Source organism: Escherichia fergusonii ATCC 35469, from assembly GCF_000026225.1.
In the GTDB taxonomy this organism is placed as follows: domain Bacteria; phylum Pseudomonadota; class Gammaproteobacteria; order Enterobacterales; family Enterobacteriaceae; genus Escherichia; species Escherichia fergusonii.
Genome location: NC_011740.1, coordinates 1,060,791 through 1,082,046, shown reverse-complemented (window position 1 = coordinate 1,082,046; position 21,256 = coordinate 1,060,791). Strand labels below are relative to the sequence as shown.

Here is a 21,256-nt window from a genome sequence, read left to right as displayed (position 1 = left end):
TGTTCTGCACGCGGTAAATAAAAAATCCACTTAAGAAGGTAGGTGTTACATGTCCGAGCTTAATGAAAAGTTAGCCACAGCCTGGGAAGGTTTTACCAAAGGTGACTGGCAGAATGAAGTAAACGTCCGTGACTTCATCCAGAAAAACTACACTCCGTACGAGGGTGACGAGTCCTTCCTGGCTGGCGCTACTGACGCGACCACTACCCTGTGGGACAAAGTAATGGAAGGCGTTAAACTGGAAAACCGCACTCACGCGCCAGTTGACTTTGACACCGCTGTTGCTTCCACCATCACTTCCCACGACGCTGGCTACATCAACAAAGCGCTGGAAAAAATTGTTGGTCTGCAGACTGAAGCTCCGCTGAAACGTGCTCTTATCCCGTTCGGTGGTATCAAAATGATCGAAGGTTCCTGCAAAGCGTACAACCGCGAACTGGACCCGATGATCAAAAAAATCTTCACTGAATACCGTAAAACTCACAACCAGGGCGTGTTCGACGTTTATACTCCGGACATCCTGCGTTGCCGTAAATCCGGGGTTCTGACCGGTTTGCCAGATGCTTATGGTCGTGGCCGTATCATTGGTGACTACCGTCGCGTTGCGCTGTACGGTATCGACTACCTGATGAAAGACAAATACGCTCAGTTCACCTCTCTGCAGGCAGATCTGGAAAATGGCGTAAATCTGGAAGCAACTATCCGTCTGCGTGAAGAAATTGCTGAACAGCACCGCGCTCTGGGTCAGATGAAAGAAATGGCTGCCAAATACGGCTACGACATTTCTGGTCCGGCAACCAACGCTCAGGAAGCTATCCAGTGGACTTACTTCGGCTACCTGGCTGCTGTTAAGTCTCAGAACGGTGCTGCAATGTCCTTCGGTCGTACCTCCACCTTCCTGGATGTGTACATCGAACGTGACCTGAAAGCTGGCAAGATCACCGAACAAGAAGCGCAGGAAATGGTTGACCACCTGGTCATGAAACTGCGTATGGTTCGCTTCCTGCGTACCCCGGAATACGATGAACTGTTCTCTGGCGACCCGATCTGGGCAACCGAATCTATCGGTGGTATGGGCCTCGACGGTCGTACCCTGGTTACCAAAAACAGCTTCCGTTTCCTGAACACCCTGTACACCATGGGTCCGTCTCCGGAACCGAACATGACCATTCTGTGGTCTGAAAAACTGCCGCTGAACTTCAAGAAATTCGCTGCTAAAGTGTCCATCGACACCTCTTCTCTGCAGTATGAGAACGATGACCTGATGCGTCCGGACTTCAACAACGATGACTACGCTATCGCTTGCTGCGTAAGCCCGATGATCGTTGGTAAACAAATGCAGTTCTTCGGTGCGCGTGCAAACCTGGCGAAAACCATGCTGTACGCAATCAACGGCGGCGTTGACGAAAAACTGAAAATGCAGGTTGGTCCGAAATCTGAACCGATCAAAGGCGACGTCCTGAACTACGATGAAGTGATGGAGCGCATGGATCACTTCATGGACTGGCTGGCTAAACAGTACATCACTGCACTGAACATCATCCACTACATGCACGACAAGTACAGCTACGAAGCCTCTCTGATGGCGCTGCACGACCGTGACGTTATCCGCACCATGGCGTGTGGTATCGCTGGTCTGTCCGTTGCTGCTGACTCCCTGTCTGCAATCAAATATGCGAAAGTTAAACCGATTCGTGACGAAGACGGTCTGGCTATCGACTTCGAAATCGAAGGCGAATACCCGCAGTTTGGTAACAACGATCCGCGTGTAGATGACCTGGCTGTTGACCTGGTAGAACGTTTCATGAAGAAAATTCAGAAACTGCACACCTACCGTGACGCAATCCCGACTCAGTCTGTTCTGACCATCACTTCTAACGTTGTGTATGGTAAGAAAACTGGTAACACCCCAGACGGTCGTCGTGCTGGCGCGCCGTTCGGACCGGGTGCTAACCCGATGCACGGTCGTGACCAGAAAGGTGCTGTAGCGTCTCTGACTTCCGTTGCTAAACTGCCGTTCGCTTACGCTAAAGATGGTATCTCCTACACCTTCTCTATCGTTCCGAACGCACTGGGTAAAGACGACGAAGTTCGTAAGACCAACCTGGCTGGTCTGATGGATGGTTACTTCCACCACGAAGCATCCATCGAAGGTGGTCAGCACCTGAACGTTAACGTGATGAACCGTGAAATGCTGCTCGACGCGATGGAAAATCCGGAAAAATATCCGCAGCTGACCATCCGTGTATCTGGCTACGCAGTACGTTTCAACTCGCTGACTAAAGAACAGCAGCAGGACGTAATTACCCGTACCTTCACTCAAACCATGTAATTGGTTTTCGCTGAAATCGTACAGTAAAACGAGTACAATAAAGGCTCCACGAAAGTGGGGCCTTTTTTTAACCAGTGAGCCTTTTTTGTCAGCTATCTATACTTTAAGGTGACTGCCAAAACAGACTCGACGTAGCCTTCGAGCTGCGCACCAACACGGCCTCAGATGGGCCACATCTGGAGAAACACCGCAATGTCAGTTATTGGTCGCATTCACTCCTTTGAATCCTGTGGAACCGTAGACGGCCCAGGTATTCGCTTTATTACTTTTTTCCAGGGCTGCCTGATGCGCTGCCTGTATTGTCATAACCGCGACACTTGGGACACGCATGGTGGTAAAGAAGTTACCGTTGAAGATTTAATGAAAGAGGTGGTGACCTATCGCCACTTTATGAATGCATCTGGCGGTGGTGTTACCGCGTCCGGCGGCGAGGCAATCCTGCAAGCCGAGTTTGTTCGTGACTGGTTCCGCGCCTGCAAAAAAGAAGGTATTCATACCTGTCTGGACACTAACGGTTTTGTTCGTCGTTACGATCCGGTGATTGATGAACTGCTGGAAGTAACCGACCTGGTGATGCTCGATCTCAAACAGATGAACGACGAGATCCACCAAAATCTGGTTGGAGTTTCCAACCACCGCACGCTGGAGTTCGCCAAATATCTGGCGAACAAAAATGTGAAGGTTTGGATCCGCTACGTTGTTGTCCCAGGCTGGTCTGATGATGATGATTCTGCCCATCGTCTGGGTGAATTTACCCGCGATATGGGCAACGTCGAGAAAATCGAGCTTCTCCCCTACCACGAGCTGGGCAAACACAAATGGGTGGCAATGGGTGAAGAGTACAAACTCGACGGCGTGAAACCACCGAAAAAAGAGACCATGGAACGCGTGAAAGGCATTCTTGAGCAATATGGCCATAAGGTAATGTTCTAATTTTCCGGTAAAGCGGCAACTTTATTGAGTCGCCGCTTTGTTATTCCGCACTGCATAAATAATTCAGGGCTCTATTTCTTGCGCCCTTACAGCATAGCTTCCAGATCTATTACCCAAACCGCCAGTATATGTCCTGCGGATTGCGTGCATTTCTCGATTATGTAAAAACGGGTCAGCTCTGCCCGACTTAGCAGAACTGACCACAACGATTATTCACTATTCGCTTTACGCGCCAACAACGGGAATATCAGCCCTAATCCTACCAGCACAAACGGCGTTGCAATGTTCAGCGCCAGCTGGAAAGTCCACTCGGTAGTGAAGGCTTCCATTTTCGGGAAGATCCCCGTCAAACAGGCAAAAGCGGTAAAGGCAAAACACCAAATCCCGACGATCATCGCCAGCCATCTATTACGAATAAAGACATACTCTGGTTTATATTTCTGCGCCAGGCGAACGACTGCAATAAATGCAACAAACACCCACAAATAACGCAGTGGCATCACTACCGAGTTAAGATTCAACAACCATTTGTAGAGATTATTCATATCACCAATACCCAGCGTTGGCAGCATTATCAGGATCGCCACTAACACCAGCGTCAAAATATACCCGTTAACTGGTGTTCCTGAATCATTTGTACGGCACAATCTTGCAGGAATATATTTCCTGTCTGCATCCCCTAGTAAGACTTTCAGTGGCGCATCAATTGAGAATACCAGTGCAGCAACATGCCCAAGGGTATTAGCAATGGCGTAAATGACCATTAAGGAATTACCCATATTGTAATACTCTCCCAATTTCTGGAAGGCATAATATTGCCCATTGGTCATTAAATCATCCGGAATATGCCGCGAGTCAAACATCATCCCCATCGCCAGCGATCCCAGAATTGCACACACCGCAACCATTGCTGCTAAACATAGCATCCCTTTTGGAAACTCTTTTCCCGGATTACACGTTTGATTAACGTAAGGAGAAATCTTCTCAGCACCGCCCACTGCAAAAACTAACATCGAAATAGTCGTTATGTAGGTGAAATCTATATGAGGAATAAACGTTTCCGAGGTAATATTAGTGGTCGCAATATGAACTTCAGTTATAGCCGGTGCAGCTACTGCCATCGCCACATATAACAGCGACATTACAAACATCGCGATTCCCGCAATCGAACCGACGGTTTTCAGCGATTTCATACCGCGCGATGCGACCCACATAAAGAAGACAAACAACACTAATGTTAGCCCCTGTAATACTACCACCGAGTATTCTTTAATTAGTGAACCGTCACCTTTCACGGCCCAACCAAGAGCAATCAGAATTGTTTGAGGTTTTTGTGCCAGGTAAGGAATATGCACCACCCAATAGGTCCATGCGGCAAGATAAGCCAGTCCTGGCCCCATAGTATGCTTAATCCAGGTGCTAACTCCGCCCTTCCCATCTTTAAACGTTGAACCCAGTTGTCCGACAATAAGAGCATACGGAGTAAAATAAAGGATAAATATAAACAACCATGAGAAAACTACCACTAATCCCTGGTTTGCATAATTATTAACAACATTGCCAAATCCCCAGACTGTAATAAATGACATCAATGCAATATTGTACCATCGCAACTGTTTTTCCTGCCCATTACGCGCCATAAACAATCCTTCGCTAAAAATTGAATGCTATTGGAAAATCCGGGGATTATGCGCGATAAAAGAAAGAGACGGAAATAGTGAAATGCAAAAATATAACCTACTGCACAATTTATTTCTTAGAGAAAAAACTTCAGATAAATCAAGTTACGAAGAGAAAATACATATACAGAGTATGAAAAATCATGATCATACTCTGTCAGATTAACCTTACACGTGTGCCACAGGATTTGAGGTATGTCTGGCATTACGAAGTAACATGAGCAGGTAAATAAATGATACGCTGGCAATCATAATAAATAACAGATTATCGGAATAATGCTGCATTAACATCGCGGTAAATGACGGCCCCAGCAAACTGCCGATTGTGTAACTCAAAAGCAATGCCTGATTCATAGCAACTAATTGGTCTTGCGAAACTTTTTCGCAAGACCAGGCCATAGCGACAGGGTAAAGTGTAAACCCAGCAGCGCCGAGGATAAATAATGCAGGAGCCATTGCTGTATGTGTAAGCATGGCAATGCTTCCCAAAATCACCACAAAAATCTGAACACGCAAAACTAACAACCGGCCAAATTTATCAGCCAGGCGACCAATTGGCCACTGTCCTACAATTCCAGCACTCACTAACACCGCCATCCAAAAACCAATGTTGGAATTACTAATTCCCTGATGGTTCAGATAAAGTGGCATCAACCCGTATAAAGAGCCAAGCACTATGCCGGAAATAATACAGCCATTAACACCTAATCGCGCCTGGCGTAGTTTCAGCATTGAGGTAATAGATGTTGTTTTCCGAGATTCAGTTTGCTGACTCAGGATACGAGTAAATAACAGAGGCAGAATTCCAGCCAGAATCAGAGCTGTAACCCAGGGCAAAACATTCATTAGTTCGGTAGAAACTTTACTAACCAGCAACTGCCCCAGAAACGTTCCCACATAATAGATCATCATATATGCAGCGAGCAGACGGCCACGATTGCGCGATGTACCACTGCACATCAGAGCGCTTTCAACCACCACCCAAATCATGGCACAACCAACGCCCGCAACAAAACGCCAGGCCATCCAACTCCAGAAGCCAATCATTAAGCCCAGGCCCAGACATCCCGCAGCAAAAACCAAAGATGCAAGGTAGTAACTACGGTTAAATCCGAGGCGTTTGATCAAATACCCTGTCAACAATGTGCCCACCAGATTACCAGTGAAATAAGATGAGCTGACCATACCAACCTGCCATGTCGGTAGATGTTCATGAGCAAGCCATAGCGGTACAAGCGTGTTCAATACCGCTATCGCCAGGGTCAACAAAAGCAGGCCAGACAGCAAAAGCATGACAGGCCGGGTATAGATAGACATGGATAAAAACCGTGAGGAATTTCAAATTTCATGCGCATCATGCCACTGCTAAAACCAATGTCAATCATCGAAATATTAGCAAAGCGCATTTTTTACGGTTTCGATTTGTAATTCTGATTCTTAAAACAAAAAGTCATGGTAACTATGAATTCAGGTAATTGTTTTATTTGATCTATCTCAACGTCCTTACGTTTCGTACAGTCGAAAAATTTCATCGAGGCAGCAACACCTATTTTCCCGTCTATGCTTTTTGATGAAAACAAGTCACCTGAAATATTTCAGGTGACAGGCAAACTCTTACAGGAGAAATGAATGACCAGGCCCTATGTTCGTCTCGATAAAAATGACGCTGCGGTACTATTAGTTGATCATCAAGCTGGATTATTGTCACTTGTCAGGGATATTGAGCCTGACAAATTCAAAAATAATGTTCTGGCATTAGGCGATTTAGCAAAATATTTCAAACTCCCCACCATTCTCACTACCAGTTTCGAAACAGGTCCCAATGGTCCACTGGTTCCCGAACTTAAGGCACAGTTCCCGGATGCGCCTTATATTGCCCGTCCTGGCAATATCAATGCCTGGGATAATGAAGATTTTGTCAAAGCCGTAAAAGCTACGGGTAAAAAGCAGTTGATCATTGCAGGTGTAGTAACTGAAGTATGTGTTGCTTTCCCGGCACTTTCAGCCATAGAAGAAGGTTTTGATGTCTTCGTGGTGACTGATGCTTCAGGCACATTTAACGAGATCACACGCCATTCGGCATGGGATCGTATGTCGCAAGCAGGAGCGCAATTAATGACATGGTTTGGCGTCGCCTGCGAGTTGCACCGCGACTGGAGAAACGATATTGAGGGGCTGGCGACACTGTTCTCAAATCATATTCCTGACTATCGTAATCTGATGACGAGTTACGACACCTTAACGAAACAGAAATAAAAAAAGCTGGTTACTTCCTTGCAAGTAACCAGCTTTCAGATCAGCGTTAGTTGTTAATTAACCGATATATTCAAGGCCGTTCATGTACGGGCGTAAAACTTCCGGTACTTCGATACGACCATCAGCCTGCTGATAGTTTTCCATTACCGCAACCAGCGTACGACCAACAGCCAGACCAGAACCGTTCAGGGTATGAACCAGACGGGTTTTCTTGTCCGACTTGCTACGGCAACGTGCCTGCATACGACGCGCCTGGAAATCCCAAACGTTGGAGCAGGAAGAGATCTCGCGGTAGGTGTTCTGTGCCGGGATCCATACTTCCAGGTCGTAAGTTTTGCAAGCGCCAAAGCCCATGTCGCCGGTGCAAAGAATGATTTTACGGTACGGCAGGCCCAGCAACTGCAGGACTTTTTCCGCATGACCGGTCATCTCTTCCAGCGCCGCCATTGAGTCTTCCGGGCGAACGATCTGCACCATTTCAACTTTGTCGAACTGGTGCATACGGATCAGACCACGGGTGTCACGACCATATGAACCGGCTTCAGAACGGAAGCATGGGGTGTGGGCGGTCATCTTAATTGGCAGATCATCTTCATCAATGATTTCACCGCGTACCAGGTTAGTCAGCGGAACTTCTGCCGTTGGGATCAGTGCGTAGTTACTGGTATCTGCTTCTTCTTCCAGCGGACGAGTATGGAACAGATCGCCAGCAAACTTCGGCAACTGCCCTGTACCGTACAGCGTGTCCTGGTTAACCAGATACGGAACATAGTTTTCACTATAACCGTGCTGTTCGGTATGCAGATCTAGCATAAACTGCGCCAGTGCGCGGTGCATACGAGCAATCTGCCCTTTCATCACCACAAAGCGCGAACCGGTCAGCTTAACTGCGGCTGCAAAGTCCAGGCCAGAGTGCATTTCACCCAGCGTCACGTGGTCACGAACTTCGAAGTCAAACTCACGCGGGGTACCCCAGCGGCTGACTTCAACGTTGTCATTTTCATCTTTACCTACCGGCACTTCATCTGCAGGCAGGTTAGGGATTGTCAGCGCGATATCGCGAATTTCAGCCTGTAAAGCATCCAGCTCGGCTTTTGCTGCATCCAGCTCTTCGCCCAGTTTGTTCACTTCCAGACGTAAAGGCTCGATATCTTCCCCCCGCGCTTTCGCCTGGCCAATGGATTTCGATCGGGAGTTACGCTCCGCTTGCAGGTTTTCCGTTTTGACCTGCAATACTTTACGACGCTCCTCAAGAGCGCCCAACTTATCTACATCCAGCTTAAAGCCCCGGCGTGCCAGTTTTTCAGCGACTGCGTCTGGCTCATTACGCAGCAGATTGGGATCGAGCATGCTTATCCTGTGCTTATCGAATTAAATGGGAGATGTGGCCACAGCCTGCGGCCACAGAGAAACAGTAACAACATTACCGCAACGATAACATTAACGGTAGCGTTTTATGGGGCTATTTTGATCCTGTTCAGCCAGCCAGGCGAGCTTTTCGCCAATCTTGCCTTCAAGGCCCCTGTTTGTCGGGAAATAATAGCGTGTTTGTGCTATTTCCGGCGGGAAGTAAACCTCACCGGCAGCATAAGCGTTTGCTTCATCATGAGCATAACGATATTCCTGACCGTAGCCCATTTCCTTCATCAGTTTGGTCGGCGCATTGCGCAAATGAACCGGTACGTCATAATCCGGACGTTCGCGAGCATCGGCCAGCGCGGCTTTAAACGCGGTATAGACAGCGTTGCTTTTTGGCGCGCAGGCCAGGTAAACAATCGCCTGAGCAATGGCGCGTTCACCTTCTGCCGGGCCAACGCGGGTAAAGCAATCCCAGGCTGCTATTGCCACCTGCATCGCGCGTGGGTCGGCATTGCCAACATCTTCAGACGCTATCGCCAGGCAACGGCGCGCGACATATAACGGATCGCCCCCGGCGGTAATAATGCGTGCATACCAGTAGAGAGCTGCATCAGGTGCGCTACCCCGCACCGATTTATGCAGCGCGGAAATGAGATCGTAAAAGCGATCGCCTTTGTTATCAAAACGGGCGCTACGTTCACCGGCGATTTCGGTCAGTAATTCAGGCTTCAGGACCCGCTTACCGCTATCATCGACTTCGGCCATATCCGCCATCATTTCCAGCGTATTTAACGCCCGGCGCGCGTCGCCATTCACCAGTTCAGCAATGGCGCGTCGTGTTTCATCTGGCAGAACAATATCCTGACCACCATAGCCACGGGTTTTGTCTTCCATCGCCTGAGTTAGTACTTGCTCAATATCCTCTGTACTCAGGGATTTCAACAGATAGACACGGGCACGGGAAAGCAGTGCCGAATTAAGCTCAAACGACGGGTTTTCAGTGGTTGCGCCAATAAAAGTGATGGTGCCGTCTTCAATATGTGGCAGAAATGCATCCTGCTGGCTTTTGTTGAAACGGTGAACTTCATCAACAAAAAGAATAGTGCGGCGACCTGCATTGCGGTTTTGCCGGGCGCGCTCGATCGCCTCGCGAATCTCTTTCACGCCAGAGGTGACGGCAGAAATACGTTCCACATCAGCGTTCGCATAGCGGGCAATCACTTCAGCGAGGGTTGTTTTGCCGGTACCCGGTGGCCCCCAGAGAATCATCGAATGCAAATGCCCGGCTTCGATTGCACGCGGCAACGGCTTCCCCGCAGCCAGCAAATGTTGCTGACCGATATACTGTGCTAAATTTTCTGGCCGCATACGCGCGGCCAGAGGTTGAAAAGTATTATCCGAAAAATCGAGCGACAGATTGCTCACTCAGGTGCCTCTACTTACGTTGATCATCTACCGTGACGCCTTGCGGCGGGGTGAAGGTAAATTTCGCTGCATCCACAGCCCCATTTTGCTGAGATTTCAGTTGATAACTGCTGCGCTGATCGTCCTGCTCCACCGCGCTAAACTGATGGATTGTGCCATCACGTCCCACGTTAATGGTGAACTGCTTCAGATTGCCATTGCTGGCTTTCGGCGTCAGGACAAAGTCATCGCCATTCTGTTTGATATTGTACTGCTGCCAGTCGCTGGACTGGTTGCGGGCAATCAGCATAAACGGCGTATTACCGGTGGCATCTTTCAGCCAGGTTGCCGTAGCTTGCTCAACGAACGGGTTATAGAACCACAGTGTTTTACCGTCAGAAACCAGAATGCTTTCATCAGGTTGAGTCATATGCCAGTTGAATAAATTTGGACGTTTCACCCACAGATCGCCCTGACCTTCCTGCACCGCCGCGCCGCTACCGTCAGTTACTTTTTGTGTGAAACTGGCGTGGAAGCTGCTGACTTTATCCAGACGGCTTTTCAGATCGCTTGCGGCATCAGCCCAAACACTGGACGCCACTAAACTTGAGAGTAATGCACAGGTGATGGCAATTTTTTTCATCATTATTCCTCAAATTACGTCACTCCCGATCGGGAGTTCCCTCTACTCTCTATTCCAGGCTAATAATCAGCTTGAGGAAAGAAGAAAATACTGAATTTTCAGTTACCAGAGTGCCGGATGCGACGCTATCGCGTCTTATCTGGCCTACGATGCACTAATTAGTCAAACGGCGGTGGAGCCAGCACTTCACGATTACCGTTGTGCCCCTGTTCGCTGACAATCCCCTGCGCTTCCATCTGTTCGATAATACGCGCCGCACGGTTATAACCTATGCGGAACTGACGCTGTACGCCTGAAATTGACGCTTTGCGTTTTTCAGTGACAAACTGCACTGCCTGATCGAACAACGGATCCAGTTCTTCTGCGCCGTCGAAACCACCCGCGCCACCTTCGCTTTCACTGTCGGAGGTGATGCCATCAACATACTGTGGGCGACCACGTGCTTTCCAGTCTTGCACCACGGCATGGACTTCCTGGTCACGCACGAATGCACCGTGGACACGCACCGGTATGGTTGAGTTAGGCCCAGAGTAGAGCATATCGCCCATTCCCAATAATGATTCTGCGCCAGCTTGATCGAGGATAGTTCTGGAGTCGATCTTACTGGAAACGGTAAAGGCAATTCGGGTCGGAATGTTGGCTTTAATCAATCCTGTAATTACATCAACTGACGGACGTTGGGTTGCCAGAACAAGGTGGATACCGGCGGCACGCGCTTTTTGGGCCAACCGTGCAATAAGTTCTTCAACTTTTTTACCCACCGTCATCATCAGATCGGCAAATTCATCAACCAGCACAACAATATACGGCTCTTTTGTCAGTACCGGATGCTCAACATCCATGCTGTCACCGGGTTTCCAGAATGGATCCGGGATTGGACGCCCCATTTGAGCGGCTTCTGCAATCTTCTCGTTGTAGCCAGCAAGGTTACGAACACCCAGCGCAGACATGCGTTTATAGCGTTTCTCCATTTCATTAACGCACCAGCGTAAAGCATTGGCGGCGTCTTTCATATCGGTGACCACTTCTGTTAATAAATGAGGGATACCTTCATAAACCGAAAGCTCCAGCATTTTCGGGTCAATCATAATGAAACGGACATCCTCTGGTTGCGCTTTATACAACATACTGAGGATCATGGCGTTCACTCCCACAGACTTACCGGAGCCTGTTGTACCAGCTACCAGCAAATGGGGCATTTTGGCCAGGTCAGCAACAACCGGCTCACCAGCGATATCTTTACCTAACACAACTGTCAGTGGCGATGGATTATCAAGAAACTTCGCATTATCCAGCACTTCACGCAGATAAACGGTCTGGCGTTTCTTATTCGGCAACTCGAGGCCTACATAAGGTTTGCCTGGAATAACTTCAACTACACGAACCGCCACTGTTGACAATGAACGGGCAAGATCGCGAGACAAGTTAGAAATACGTGCAGCTTTTACACCCGGCGCAAGATTCAGCTCAAAACGGGTAATTACCGGACCTGGCGAATAATTCACCACCTCGGCTTTAATGCGGAAGTCCGCCAGACGAGCTTCTACCAGACGAGCCATCTGCTCCAGTGCAAAGGTATCAACAGGTTCCACTTCACTCGGTGGAGGCGCCAGAAGATCCAATGACGGCAAAGGTGTGGTCGGTTTTTGCAATGGGCGGTTATCACCATTACGCATTAATAGTGGGTGAAGCAGTGTATCCTGAGGCTGTGATACAGACTGCTGCGGTTGTTGATACTGCTGCTGCGGCGCTACAGGTTGCTGTGGCTGTTGGTACTGCTGTTGCGGCGCTACAGGTTGCTGTGGCTGCTGGTACTGCTGTTGCGGCGCTACAGGTTCTGGCTCTACGCTCGGCGTGAATAATGGCTCATGTGGACCATCATCCAGCAATACTTTCATTGGTGAAAACTCAAAATCATCAAGTGTAAACGGATTCGCTCCGGCGGGTTGTTCTCCGGAGTATCGTTGCTGCTGGGTTTGAGCAAACTGGCGAGCCAGTTCGGCCTCTGCTGCTACGTCTTCATCTTGTTGATTATCAGCAGAATCATGTTGGTATTGTTCGCCATAGCGTTGCTGTTGCGTTTGTGCGAACTGACGAGCCAACTCATCCTGCTGCATAGCATCGATTTCGTCATCGCTATATTGCTCATTGCCTTCGTACTGTCGACGCTGTGCTTCGCGAGCTTTTTCTTCGGCAGCTCTTTGTGATGGTAGTTTAATACCATAGGATGCCAGCTCACGCCTTGTCGGCACGCGCACGCGCTTCGGTCGAGGTAGTTGTGGGCCAATCCCTTCTTTAACCTGTGGACGCGGAGCTCCACTGTTTGCAAGACTGAAAATGGGTGCTGCAACGGTTGCCGCCTCCCCTGTCGCCAGCGTGGCTTTTTTCACGCCAGATGCCAGAGAAGTGACCGCAACTGCAGGTTCCACGGGCAGTACAGAAGATGACACAGGTGCAACAGAAGCTGGTTTAATCGGTTGCGGTTCTTTTACTGGTTCAGGAATTGGCTGATACCATGCCGCAAGTTGCTCTCGTTCACGCGCTCGTTTCTCTTCCACTTCTTCAAAATAGTAAAGAGGAGGACGTGAAGGTTTTGTTTCATCACTAGTAGGCTGAAGCCCTACATCGGGATGTGGTGCCACGTGCCCAACATCAGGCTGATAATTTTGCTCGACCTGCGAGGTTTGCTCTGCCTGATATGTTGAATGCGGAGCATAAGCGGATTGTTGTGGTTCCGCCTGCCAGCTATTTTCAGCCACTGATTGTTCGGGGGCAGACGCATAATAAGGCTGCTGAACAGGTGCAGTGGGCTGTGGCGGCTCATTATAGTGCACTGCAGGTTGCGCATATTGTGGCTGCTGCGGATAACCGTCAGGCGTAGTCGCTATCACCGGTTCGCCCGTTTGCGGTCCAGGTACCGGTTGCCAGTCAATGTCTGGTTGTGCTGGTGAAATACCAGTGGCAGTAACGGGTGGAATTTGGTTAGTCGGCTCGACAGAAGCGGCCAAACTTTGTGTTGCAGTGGTTGCAGCTGCTGCTTGCGCAACAGGTTCAGTAATGGGGGTACCATTTAATAACGGATCGTATTCGTCATATTCTGGTTGTGTGGCGCGATTGCCAGAAAAGAGCACATCATCAGGATCAGCTGCTATGCCACGTGCTGTATAAGTGATTTCTTCTTCATCATCCATCCGTTTACCGGAGAACAATGCAGTATCAGTATGGCGTCCAACCGGGTTGATAAATTTATCAGCCAGACGTTTACGCCGCGCTAATGCACCACGAAGAATACGGGCACGACGTGATTCATGCTTCTTGCCGTGATTTTCATCTTCATATTCTTCGTCGTCTTCGTATTCATCCTCATCGACCCAGGTATCGTCACGACGGGTACGATTACTGGCGAAAGTGAGTAAGTTTAATATCCAGCCGCCAAGTTTTTCAGCAATAGTCACCCACGACCAGCCGGTGAATAACGTCAGACCAGCAGCCCAGACACAAAGTAATGCGATTGTCCCGCCACTACTATGCAGTAACGGTTTCAAAGTGGTGCTCAGTAAACTGCCTATCACACCACCGGAGGCAAAATACCAGATGTCATCAGCATTAATTGCTGCAAGTCCGCAAGACGTCAGGATTAAGGCCAACACACCTATAATGCGCAACGATACAGCAAAGTAGTCTATATATTCGTCACTACTCTGATGCCGCCATGCAAACCAGCAACCGCCAACGATAATGACAGGGATGGTGTAGGCCATCACACCAAAAATAAAGAATAGTGTGTCTGCCAGCCATGCACCTGGAGCGCCGCCCAGATTATGGATAGGCTCATGCCAGGCGGTCTGCGACCAACTGGGATCAGAAGGGTTGAAACTGAGTAAAGCCGCCATCAGCCAGACGGCAAAAAGCGCAATAAGAATGAGCAACGCCTCCAGAAGACGGCGCCCGCTGCTTAACTTAGTCAATGTGACTTCTTTGTCTTCAGTGTATTCCTGGCTCAAGAAAGGCTCTCCAGGTTACAGGCTTTTCCTGCCCGATGCTAAAACGGACAACAGCACCGGGTTTCCCCGGCACTGTTGCTGTATGGATTAACAGGAGTGTAATCAAAATACGCCGATTTTGCACCTGTTCCGTGTTAGCGTGTCTTAATGACCAGACGATTACTCTGCTTGACTTCTTCCATTACCACGTACGTACGCGTGTCATTTACGCCAGGCAAGCGCAACAGGGTTTCCCCAAGGAGTTTACGATACGCTGACATATCCGGTACGCGTGTTTTCAACAGATAGTCAAAATCACCGGATACTAGATGACACTCTTGAATTTCTTCAAGTTTTTGCACTGCGGTGTTAAATTGTTCAAACACATCCGGCGCACCACGATTCAGAGTAATCTCAACAAAGACCAGAAGTGATGCATCAAGATAATGTGGGTTTAACAACGCAGTGTAACCCTGAATAAAACCTTGTCTTTCCAGACGGCGCACACGCTCAAGGCAAGGCGTCGGAGAAAGTCCCACTCTTTTAGAAAGCTCGACGTTAGAAATACGCCCATCCTTTTGCAACTCATTAAGAATGTTACGATCAATGCGGTCGAGATCTTTACCAGGGCGCTTCTTGCTATCTACCATTATTATTGTCTCTCTGTATTCCTTCCCTACTCCTGTCTGACTCTTCTGACATCAATGTCCAGAGTCGCTGCCCACCGCAATGAACCGAAATTATGAATTAACGGCGCAAATTGCCTGGGGAATGGTGAGAAGACCGTTGCTTAAGAGCTGCTATCGACATCACGAATGGCGTCTGTCCACACCATACGTAGATTTCGCTAGCACGGTAAACATGGTGATTACATGCATGGTTATGCAGTATCAACCTGATGTTATTTTTTTCTTCCTCGAATGTTTTCGCAAAACAGCAGCGGATTGTCAAAGCAAAACATCGATTTTTAGTACAACATGCCAGATATTCATTACGTACAGTGCTGAAGCATCATATTGTCGCCACCTTAATCGACGATTTAATTCATATGAATTATGAAAAACGCAATTTAATTGATTGTGACTATTGCACAAATTGTTAACAAAATCGTCATACTCTTTTTTTACGTCTGTAAATTCCCTACAATCCTGTCCATTGTCTGCCAACAACTATGGGGATCTCATGGGCACGACCAAACACAGTAAACTGCTTATCCTGGGTTCAGGCCCGGCGGGATACACCGCTGCTGTCTACGCGGCGCGCGCCAACCTGCAACCCGTGCTGATTACCGGCATGGAAAAAGGCGGCCAACTGACCACCACCACGGAAGTGGAAAACTGGCCAGGCGATCCAAACGATCTGACCGGTCCGTTATTAATGGAGCGCATGCACGAACATGCCGCTAAATTTGAAACTGAAATCATTTTTGATCACATCAGCAAAGTAGATTTGCAGAATCGACCGTTCCGTCTGACTGGCGATAGCGGCGAATACACTTGCGATGCGCTGATTATTGCCACTGGAGCTTCTGCTCGCTATCTCGGCCTGCCCTCTGAAGAAGCCTTTAAAGGGCGTGGGGTTTCTGCCTGTGCAACCTGCGACGGTTTCTTCTATCGTAACCAGAAAGTTGCGGTCATCGGCGGCGGCAATACCGCGGTTGAAGAGGCGCTGTATCTGTCTAACATCGCTTCGGAAGTGCATCTTATCCACCGTCGTGACAGTTTCCGCGCGGAAAAAATCCTCATTAAACGTCTGATGGATAAAGTGGAAAACGGCAACATCATTCTGCACACCAACCGTACGCTGGAAGAAGTGACCGGCGATCAGATGGGCGTCACTGGCGTTCGTCTGCGCGATACACAAAACAGCGATAACATCGAGTCACTCGACGTTGCCGGTCTGTTTGTGGCTATCGGCCATAGCCCGAACACGGCTATTTTCGAAGGGCAGTTGGAACTGGAAAACGGCTATATCAAAGTGCAGTCGGGTATTCATGGTAATGCCACCCAGACCAGCATCCCTGGCGTCTTTGCCGCAGGCGACGTGATGGATCACATTTATCGCCAGGCCATTACATCTGCGGGTACAGGCTGCATGGCAGCACTTGATGCGGAACGCTACCTCGATAGTTTAGCTGACGCAAAATAATTTTACAAATCAGTAACAAAAGTAAAGAAGGCGACACCATGCGACTATGGGTCGCCTTTATTTTTTCCCCGTTGTAACATTGCTCTGCAAATAATTCTGATAACTCACCTGCTAAGCGTGCAATGAATAAATCCCGTCAAAAAGAGTTAACCCGCTGGTTAAAACAGCAAAGCGTCATCTCCCAACGTTGGCTGAATATTTCTCGTCTACTGGGCTTTGTGAGCGGCATATTGATCATTGCCCAGGCCTGGTTCATGGCGCGTATTCTGCAACATATGATTATGGAGAGTATTCCCCGTGAAGCCCTGCTGCTTCCCTTTACGTTACTGGTTTTGACCTTTGTACTGCGCGCATGGGTGGTCTGGTTACGCGAACGAGTGGGTTATCACGCCGGGCAACATATCCGCTTTGCCATCCGCCGTCAGGTTCTCGACCGTCTGCAACAAGCAGGGCCAGCATGGATTCAGGGGAAACCGGCAGGGAGTTGGGCGACGCTGGTACTCGAGCAAATTGACGATATGCATGATTACTATGCACGCTACCTGCCGCAAATGGCGCTGGCAGTGTCGGTGCCGTTGCTGATTGTGGTGGCGATCTTCCCCTCTAACTGGGCTGCGGCGCTCATTCTGCTGGGCACTGCGCCGTTAATTCCGTTGTTTATGGCGCTGGTTGGAATGGGGGCTGCCGATGCTAACCGACGTAACTTTCTCGCTCTTGCTCGCTTAAGTGGGCATTTTCTTGATCGCCTGCGCGGCATGGAAACATTGCGTATTTTTGGTCGTGGCGAAGCTGAAATTGAAAGTATTCGTTCTGCTTCGGAAGATTTCCGCCAACGGACAATGGAAGTGCTACGGCTGGCGTTTTTATCCTCCGGCATTCTTGAATTTTTTACCTCGCTGTCAATTGCTCTGGTCGCGGTCTACTTTGGTTTTTCCTATCTCGGTGAGCTGGATTTTGGGCACTACGATACTGGCGTGACGCTGGCTGCGGGGTTTCTGGCCCTGATCCTTGCGCCGGAGTTTTTCCAGCCATTGCGCGATCTGGGTACGTTTTATCATGCTAAAGCCCAGGCTGTTGGCGCGGCAGACAGTCTGAAAACGTTTATGGAAACCCCGCTCGCCCATCCGCAGCGCGGTGAGGCTGAATTAACGTCGACCGATCCGGTGACCATTGAGGCCGAGGATCTGTTTATCACGTCGCCGGAAGGTAAAACGCTGGCAGGTCCGTTGAACTTTACTTTGCCAGCAGGTCAACGAGCGGTGTTGGTTGGTCGTAGCGGTTCAGGTAAAAGCTCACTACTGAATGCGCTTTCTGGTTTTCTTTCATATCAGGGATCGCTACGAATCAACGGAATAGAATTACGTGATTTATCACCGGAATCATGGCGTAAGCATCTCTCCTGGGTTGGTCAAAATCCACAATTACCAGCAGCAACACTACGAGATAACGTACTGCTGGCACGACCTGATGCCAGCGAACAAGAGTTACAAACAGCACTGGATAACGCGTGGGTCAATGAGTTTCTACCGCTCCTGCCACAAGGAGTTGATACGCCTGTTGGCGACCAGGCTGCCCGCCTTTCCGTAGGCCAGGCACAACGTGTGGCGGTGGCGCGTGCATTACTGAATCCCTGTTCGCTATTACTGTTGGATGAACCCGCAGCAAGCCTTGATGCTCACAGTGAACAGCGCGTAATGGAGGCGCTGAATGCCGCCTCTCTGCGCCAGACAACGTTAATGGTCACCCACCAGTTAGAAGATCTTGCGGACTGGGATGTCATTTGGGTAATGCAGGATGGTCAGATTATCGAGCAAGGACGTTACGCGGAATTAAGCGTGGCTAACGGTCCTTTTGCCACATTGCTGGCCCATCGTCAGGAGGAGATTTAAATGCGCGCTTTGCTACCCTATCTGGCACTGTATAAACGCCATAAATGGATGTTAAGCCTTGGCATCGTACTGGCAATTCTCACACTGCTCGCCAGTATCGGTCTGTTGACACTTTCCGGCTGGTTCCTCTCCGCCTCAGCAGTGGCGGGCGTTGCAGGACTGTACAGCTTCAACTATATGCTACCCGCTGCGGGCGTGCGTGGCGCAGCAATCACCCGTACTGCCGGGCGCTATTTTGAACGTCTGGTGAGCCATGACGCGACTTTCCGCGTGTTGCAGCATCTGCGCATTTACACCTTCAGCAAATTGCTCCCCCTCTCCCCAGCCGGACTGGCGCGCTATCGTCAGGGCGAATTGCTCAACCGCGTCGTGGCGGATGTTGATACGCTCGATCATCTTTACCTGCGCGTTATCTCGCCGCTGGTGGGCGCTTTTGTAGTGATTATGGTGGTGACTATCGGGTTAAGTTTTCTTGATTTCACCCTCGCCTTTACGCTGGGTGGCATTATGTTACTGACGCTTTTCCTGATGCCACCGCTGTTTTATCGTGCGGGAAAAAGCACCGGGCAAAATCTGACTCATCTTCGCGGGCAGTATCGCCAACAACTGACAGCCTGGCTGCAAGGGCAAGCTGAGCTGACCATTTTTGGTGCCAGCGATCGTTATCGCACGCAATTAGAGAATACTGAAATTCAGTGGCTGGAAGCGCAACGCCGTCAATCTGAACTGACAGCTTTGTCGCAAGCAATAATGCTGTTAATTGGCGCGTTAGCGGTGATCCTGATGCTGTGGATGGCGTCTGGCGGCGTTGGTGGCAATACTCAACCAGGCGCGTTAATTGCCCTGTTTGTCTTCTGTGCGTTAGCCGCGTTTGAAGCACTGGCACCAGTAACGGGTGCATTTCAGCATCTGGGGCAAGTCATTGCCTCTGCCGTACGGATCACCGATTTAACGGATCAAAAACCTGAAGTCACCTTCCCTGATACCCAAACCCGTGTTGCCGATTGCGTTTCGCTGACGTTACGGGATGTTCAGTTCACTTATCCGGAGCAGTCCCAACAGGCACTTAAAGGGATTTCTCTTCAGGTAAACGCCGGAGAACATATGGCGATTCTCGGGCGAACCGGATGCGGTAAATCAACATTGTTACAACTGCTGACCCGCGCATGGGACCCGCAACAGGGCGAGATTTTAATTAACGATAGCCCCATAGCCAGCCTGAACGAAGCAACTCTACGACAGACCATCAGCGTTGTGCCACAGCGAGTGCATCTGTTTAGCGCCACACTGCGTGATAATCTGTTACTCGCCTCCCCTGGCAGTAGTGATGAAGTTTTGGCGGAGATCTTGCGTCGAGTTGGTCTGGAGAAGCTGCTCGAGGATGCAGGTCTCAACAGTTGGTTAGGTGAAGGCGGACGCCAGCTCTCCGGTGGTGAACTGCGCCGTCTGGCTATCGCCCGTGCGCTGTTACATGATGCGCCACTGGTATTGCTGGATGAACCTACCGAAGGCTTAGATGCCACAACTGAAAGTCAGATCCTTGAATTACTTGCAGAAATGATGCGTGAGAAAACGGTGTTAATGGTCACCCATCGACTTCGCGGGCTCTCTCGTTTCCAGCAAATAATAGTGATGGACAACGGGCAAATTATTGAGCAAGGTACTCACGCAGAACTGCTTGCCCGACAGGGGCGTTATTACCAGTTTAAGCAGGGTTTGTAAGCTATTATTGAACGATCCGACTTGCGTGGAGTTTTGCGGTCATGCGCCTGGTTCAGCTTTCTCGCCATTCAATAGCCTTCCCTTCCCCGGAAGGCGCATTACGTGAGCCTAACGGCCTGCTGGCACTGGGGGGCGATCTTAGCCCTACGCGCCTGTTAATGGCTTATCAGCGTGGTATTTTTCCGTGGTTTTCTCCAGGCGACCCCATCCTCTGGTGGTCGCCCGATCCTCGCGCGGTACTATGGCCTGAATCATTACATATCAGCCGTAGTATGAAACGATTTCATAAACGCTCGCCCTATCGCGTCACGATGAATTACGCCTTTGGTCAGGTCATTGAAGGCTGTGCCAGCGATCGCGAAGAAGGAACCTGGATCACGCGTGGCGTGGTCGAAGCCTACCATCGCCTTCACGAACTCGGTCATGCCCACTCCATTGAAGTCTGGCGTAAAGATGAGCTTGTCGGCGGTATGTACGGCGTGGCGCAGGGAACGCTATTTTGTGGCGAGTCCATGTTCAGCCGGATGGAAAACGCGTCCAAAACGGCGCTACTGGTCTTCTGTGATGAATTTATCCGTCACGGTGGCAAACTTATCGACTGCCAGGTCCTTAACGATCACACAGCTTCGCTTGGTGCCTGCGAAATTCCCCGCCGGGATTATCTAAATTATCTCAATCAAATGCGCCTCGGACGATTGCCGAATAATTTCTGGGTACCACGGTGCTTGTTTTCACCACAAGAATGAATGTTTTCGGCACATTTCTCCCCAGAGTGTTATAATTGCGGTCGCAGAGTTGGTTACGCTCATTACCCCGCTGCCGATAAGGAATTTTTCGCGTCAGGTAACGCCCATCGTTTATCTCACCGCTCCCTTATACGTTGCGCTTTTGGTGCGGCTTAGCCGTGT

At 49.6% G+C, this 21,256-nt stretch carries 14 protein-coding genes and 1 pseudogene; 8 read left to right on the top strand and 7 right to left on the bottom strand.

The features are described from left to right. The first annotated feature begins 49 nt into the window (after positions 1 to 49). The 3 genes and pseudogenes from pflB to EFER_RS23685 all read left to right on the top strand — a co-directional run. A complete protein-coding gene (gene pflB, locus EFER_RS05325) occupies positions 50 to 2,332 on the top strand; it encodes a formate C-acetyltransferase (protein ID WP_001292805.1) in 2,283 nt (760 codons plus the stop codon). Between the two features lie 192 nt (positions 2,333 to 2,524). Beyond that, complete coding sequence (pflA, locus tag EFER_RS05320) at positions 2,525 to 3,265, top strand: pyruvate formate lyase 1-activating protein (protein ID WP_000111043.1); 741 nt, start codon at positions 2,525 to 2,527, stop codon at positions 3,263 to 3,265. A gap of 98 nt (positions 3,266 to 3,363) precedes the next feature. Next, positions 3,364 to 3,456, top strand: a pseudogene (locus tag EFER_RS23685) (LysR substrate-binding domain-containing protein); the annotation flags it as partial. An 18-nt stretch (positions 3,457 to 3,474) separates the two neighbouring features. Here the strand turns inward: EFER_RS23685 and EFER_RS05315 are convergent. Both EFER_RS05315 and EFER_RS05310 read right to left on the bottom strand, forming a co-directional pair. Next, on the bottom strand, positions 3,475 to 4,905 hold the full coding sequence (locus EFER_RS05315; RefSeq protein WP_000113473.1) for an amino acid permease: 1,431 nt from the start codon (positions 4,903 to 4,905) through the stop codon (positions 3,475 to 3,477). Between the two features lie 207 nt (positions 4,906 to 5,112). Next, positions 5,113 to 6,261, bottom strand: coding sequence for an MFS transporter (locus tag EFER_RS05310; RefSeq protein ID WP_000029922.1), 1,149 nt, complete (start codon positions 6,259 to 6,261; stop codon positions 5,113 to 5,115). Between the two features lie 312 nt (positions 6,262 to 6,573). Between EFER_RS05310 and ycaC the strand changes: the two genes are divergently transcribed. Further along, the gene (ycaC, locus tag EFER_RS05305; protein ID WP_000198078.1) at positions 6,574 to 7,200 is read left to right on the top strand and encodes an isochorismate family cysteine hydrolase YcaC; all 627 of its coding nucleotides are present in this window, start codon (positions 6,574 to 6,576) and stop codon (positions 7,198 to 7,200) included. Positions 7,201 to 7,257: 57 nt separating this feature from the next. Here ycaC and serS read toward each other — a convergent pair whose 3' ends face one another. The 5 genes from serS to lrp all read right to left on the bottom strand — a co-directional run bounded on the left by serS (position 7,258) and on the right by lrp (position 15,239). Further along, the gene (gene serS / locus EFER_RS05300; RefSeq protein WP_000886674.1) at positions 7,258 to 8,550 is read right to left on the bottom strand and encodes a serine--tRNA ligase; all 1,293 of its coding nucleotides are present in this window, start codon (positions 8,548 to 8,550) and stop codon (positions 7,258 to 7,260) included. A 90-nt stretch (positions 8,551 to 8,640) separates the two neighbouring features. Continuing rightward, positions 8,641 to 9,984 carry a replication-associated recombination protein RarA gene (gene rarA / locus EFER_RS05295; RefSeq protein ID WP_000067755.1) on the bottom strand — a complete coding sequence of 448 codons (1,344 nt, stop codon included), beginning with the start codon at positions 9,982 to 9,984 and terminating at the stop codon, positions 8,641 to 8,643. Positions 9,985 to 9,994: 10 nt separating this feature from the next. Continuing rightward, positions 9,995 to 10,606, bottom strand: a complete 612-nt coding sequence (lolA, locus tag EFER_RS05290; RefSeq protein ID WP_001295343.1) for an outer membrane lipoprotein periplasmic chaperone LolA — start codon at positions 10,604 to 10,606, stop codon at positions 9,995 to 9,997. 158 nt (positions 10,607 to 10,764) lie between these two features. Continuing rightward, positions 10,765 to 14,610, bottom strand: a complete 3,846-nt coding sequence (locus EFER_RS05285) for a DNA translocase FtsK (protein WP_000076980.1) — start codon at positions 14,608 to 14,610, stop codon at positions 10,765 to 10,767. A 134-nt stretch (positions 14,611 to 14,744) separates the two neighbouring features. Continuing rightward, the gene (gene lrp, locus EFER_RS05280; RefSeq protein WP_000228473.1) at positions 14,745 to 15,239 is read right to left on the bottom strand and encodes a leucine-responsive transcriptional regulator Lrp; all 495 of its coding nucleotides are present in this window, start codon (positions 15,237 to 15,239) and stop codon (positions 14,745 to 14,747) included. A gap of 532 nt (positions 15,240 to 15,771) precedes the next feature. Here lrp and trxB point away from each other — a divergent pair. The 4 genes from trxB to aat all read left to right on the top strand — a co-directional run bounded on the left by trxB (position 15,772) and on the right by aat (position 21,094). Further along, positions 15,772 to 16,737: a thioredoxin-disulfide reductase gene (trxB, locus tag EFER_RS05275; RefSeq protein ID WP_000537409.1), complete on the top strand. Its 966-nt coding sequence runs from the start codon at positions 15,772 to 15,774 to the stop codon at positions 16,735 to 16,737. A 122-nt stretch (positions 16,738 to 16,859) separates the two neighbouring features. Further along, the gene (gene cydD / locus EFER_RS05270) at positions 16,860 to 18,626 is read left to right on the top strand and encodes a heme ABC transporter permease/ATP-binding protein CydD (protein WP_001043632.1); all 1,767 of its coding nucleotides are present in this window, start codon (positions 16,860 to 16,862) and stop codon (positions 18,624 to 18,626) included. After that, entirely contained in the window at positions 18,627 to 20,348 is a 1,722-nt protein-coding gene (cydC, locus tag EFER_RS05265) for a heme ABC transporter ATP-binding protein/permease CydC (RefSeq protein ID WP_001202152.1), read from the top strand. 41 nt (positions 20,349 to 20,389) lie between these two features. Further along, positions 20,390 to 21,094: a leucyl/phenylalanyl-tRNA--protein transferase gene (aat, locus tag EFER_RS05260; protein WP_001241696.1), complete on the top strand. Its 705-nt coding sequence runs from the start codon at positions 20,390 to 20,392 to the stop codon at positions 21,092 to 21,094. Positions 21,095 to 21,256 lie beyond the last annotated feature (162 nt).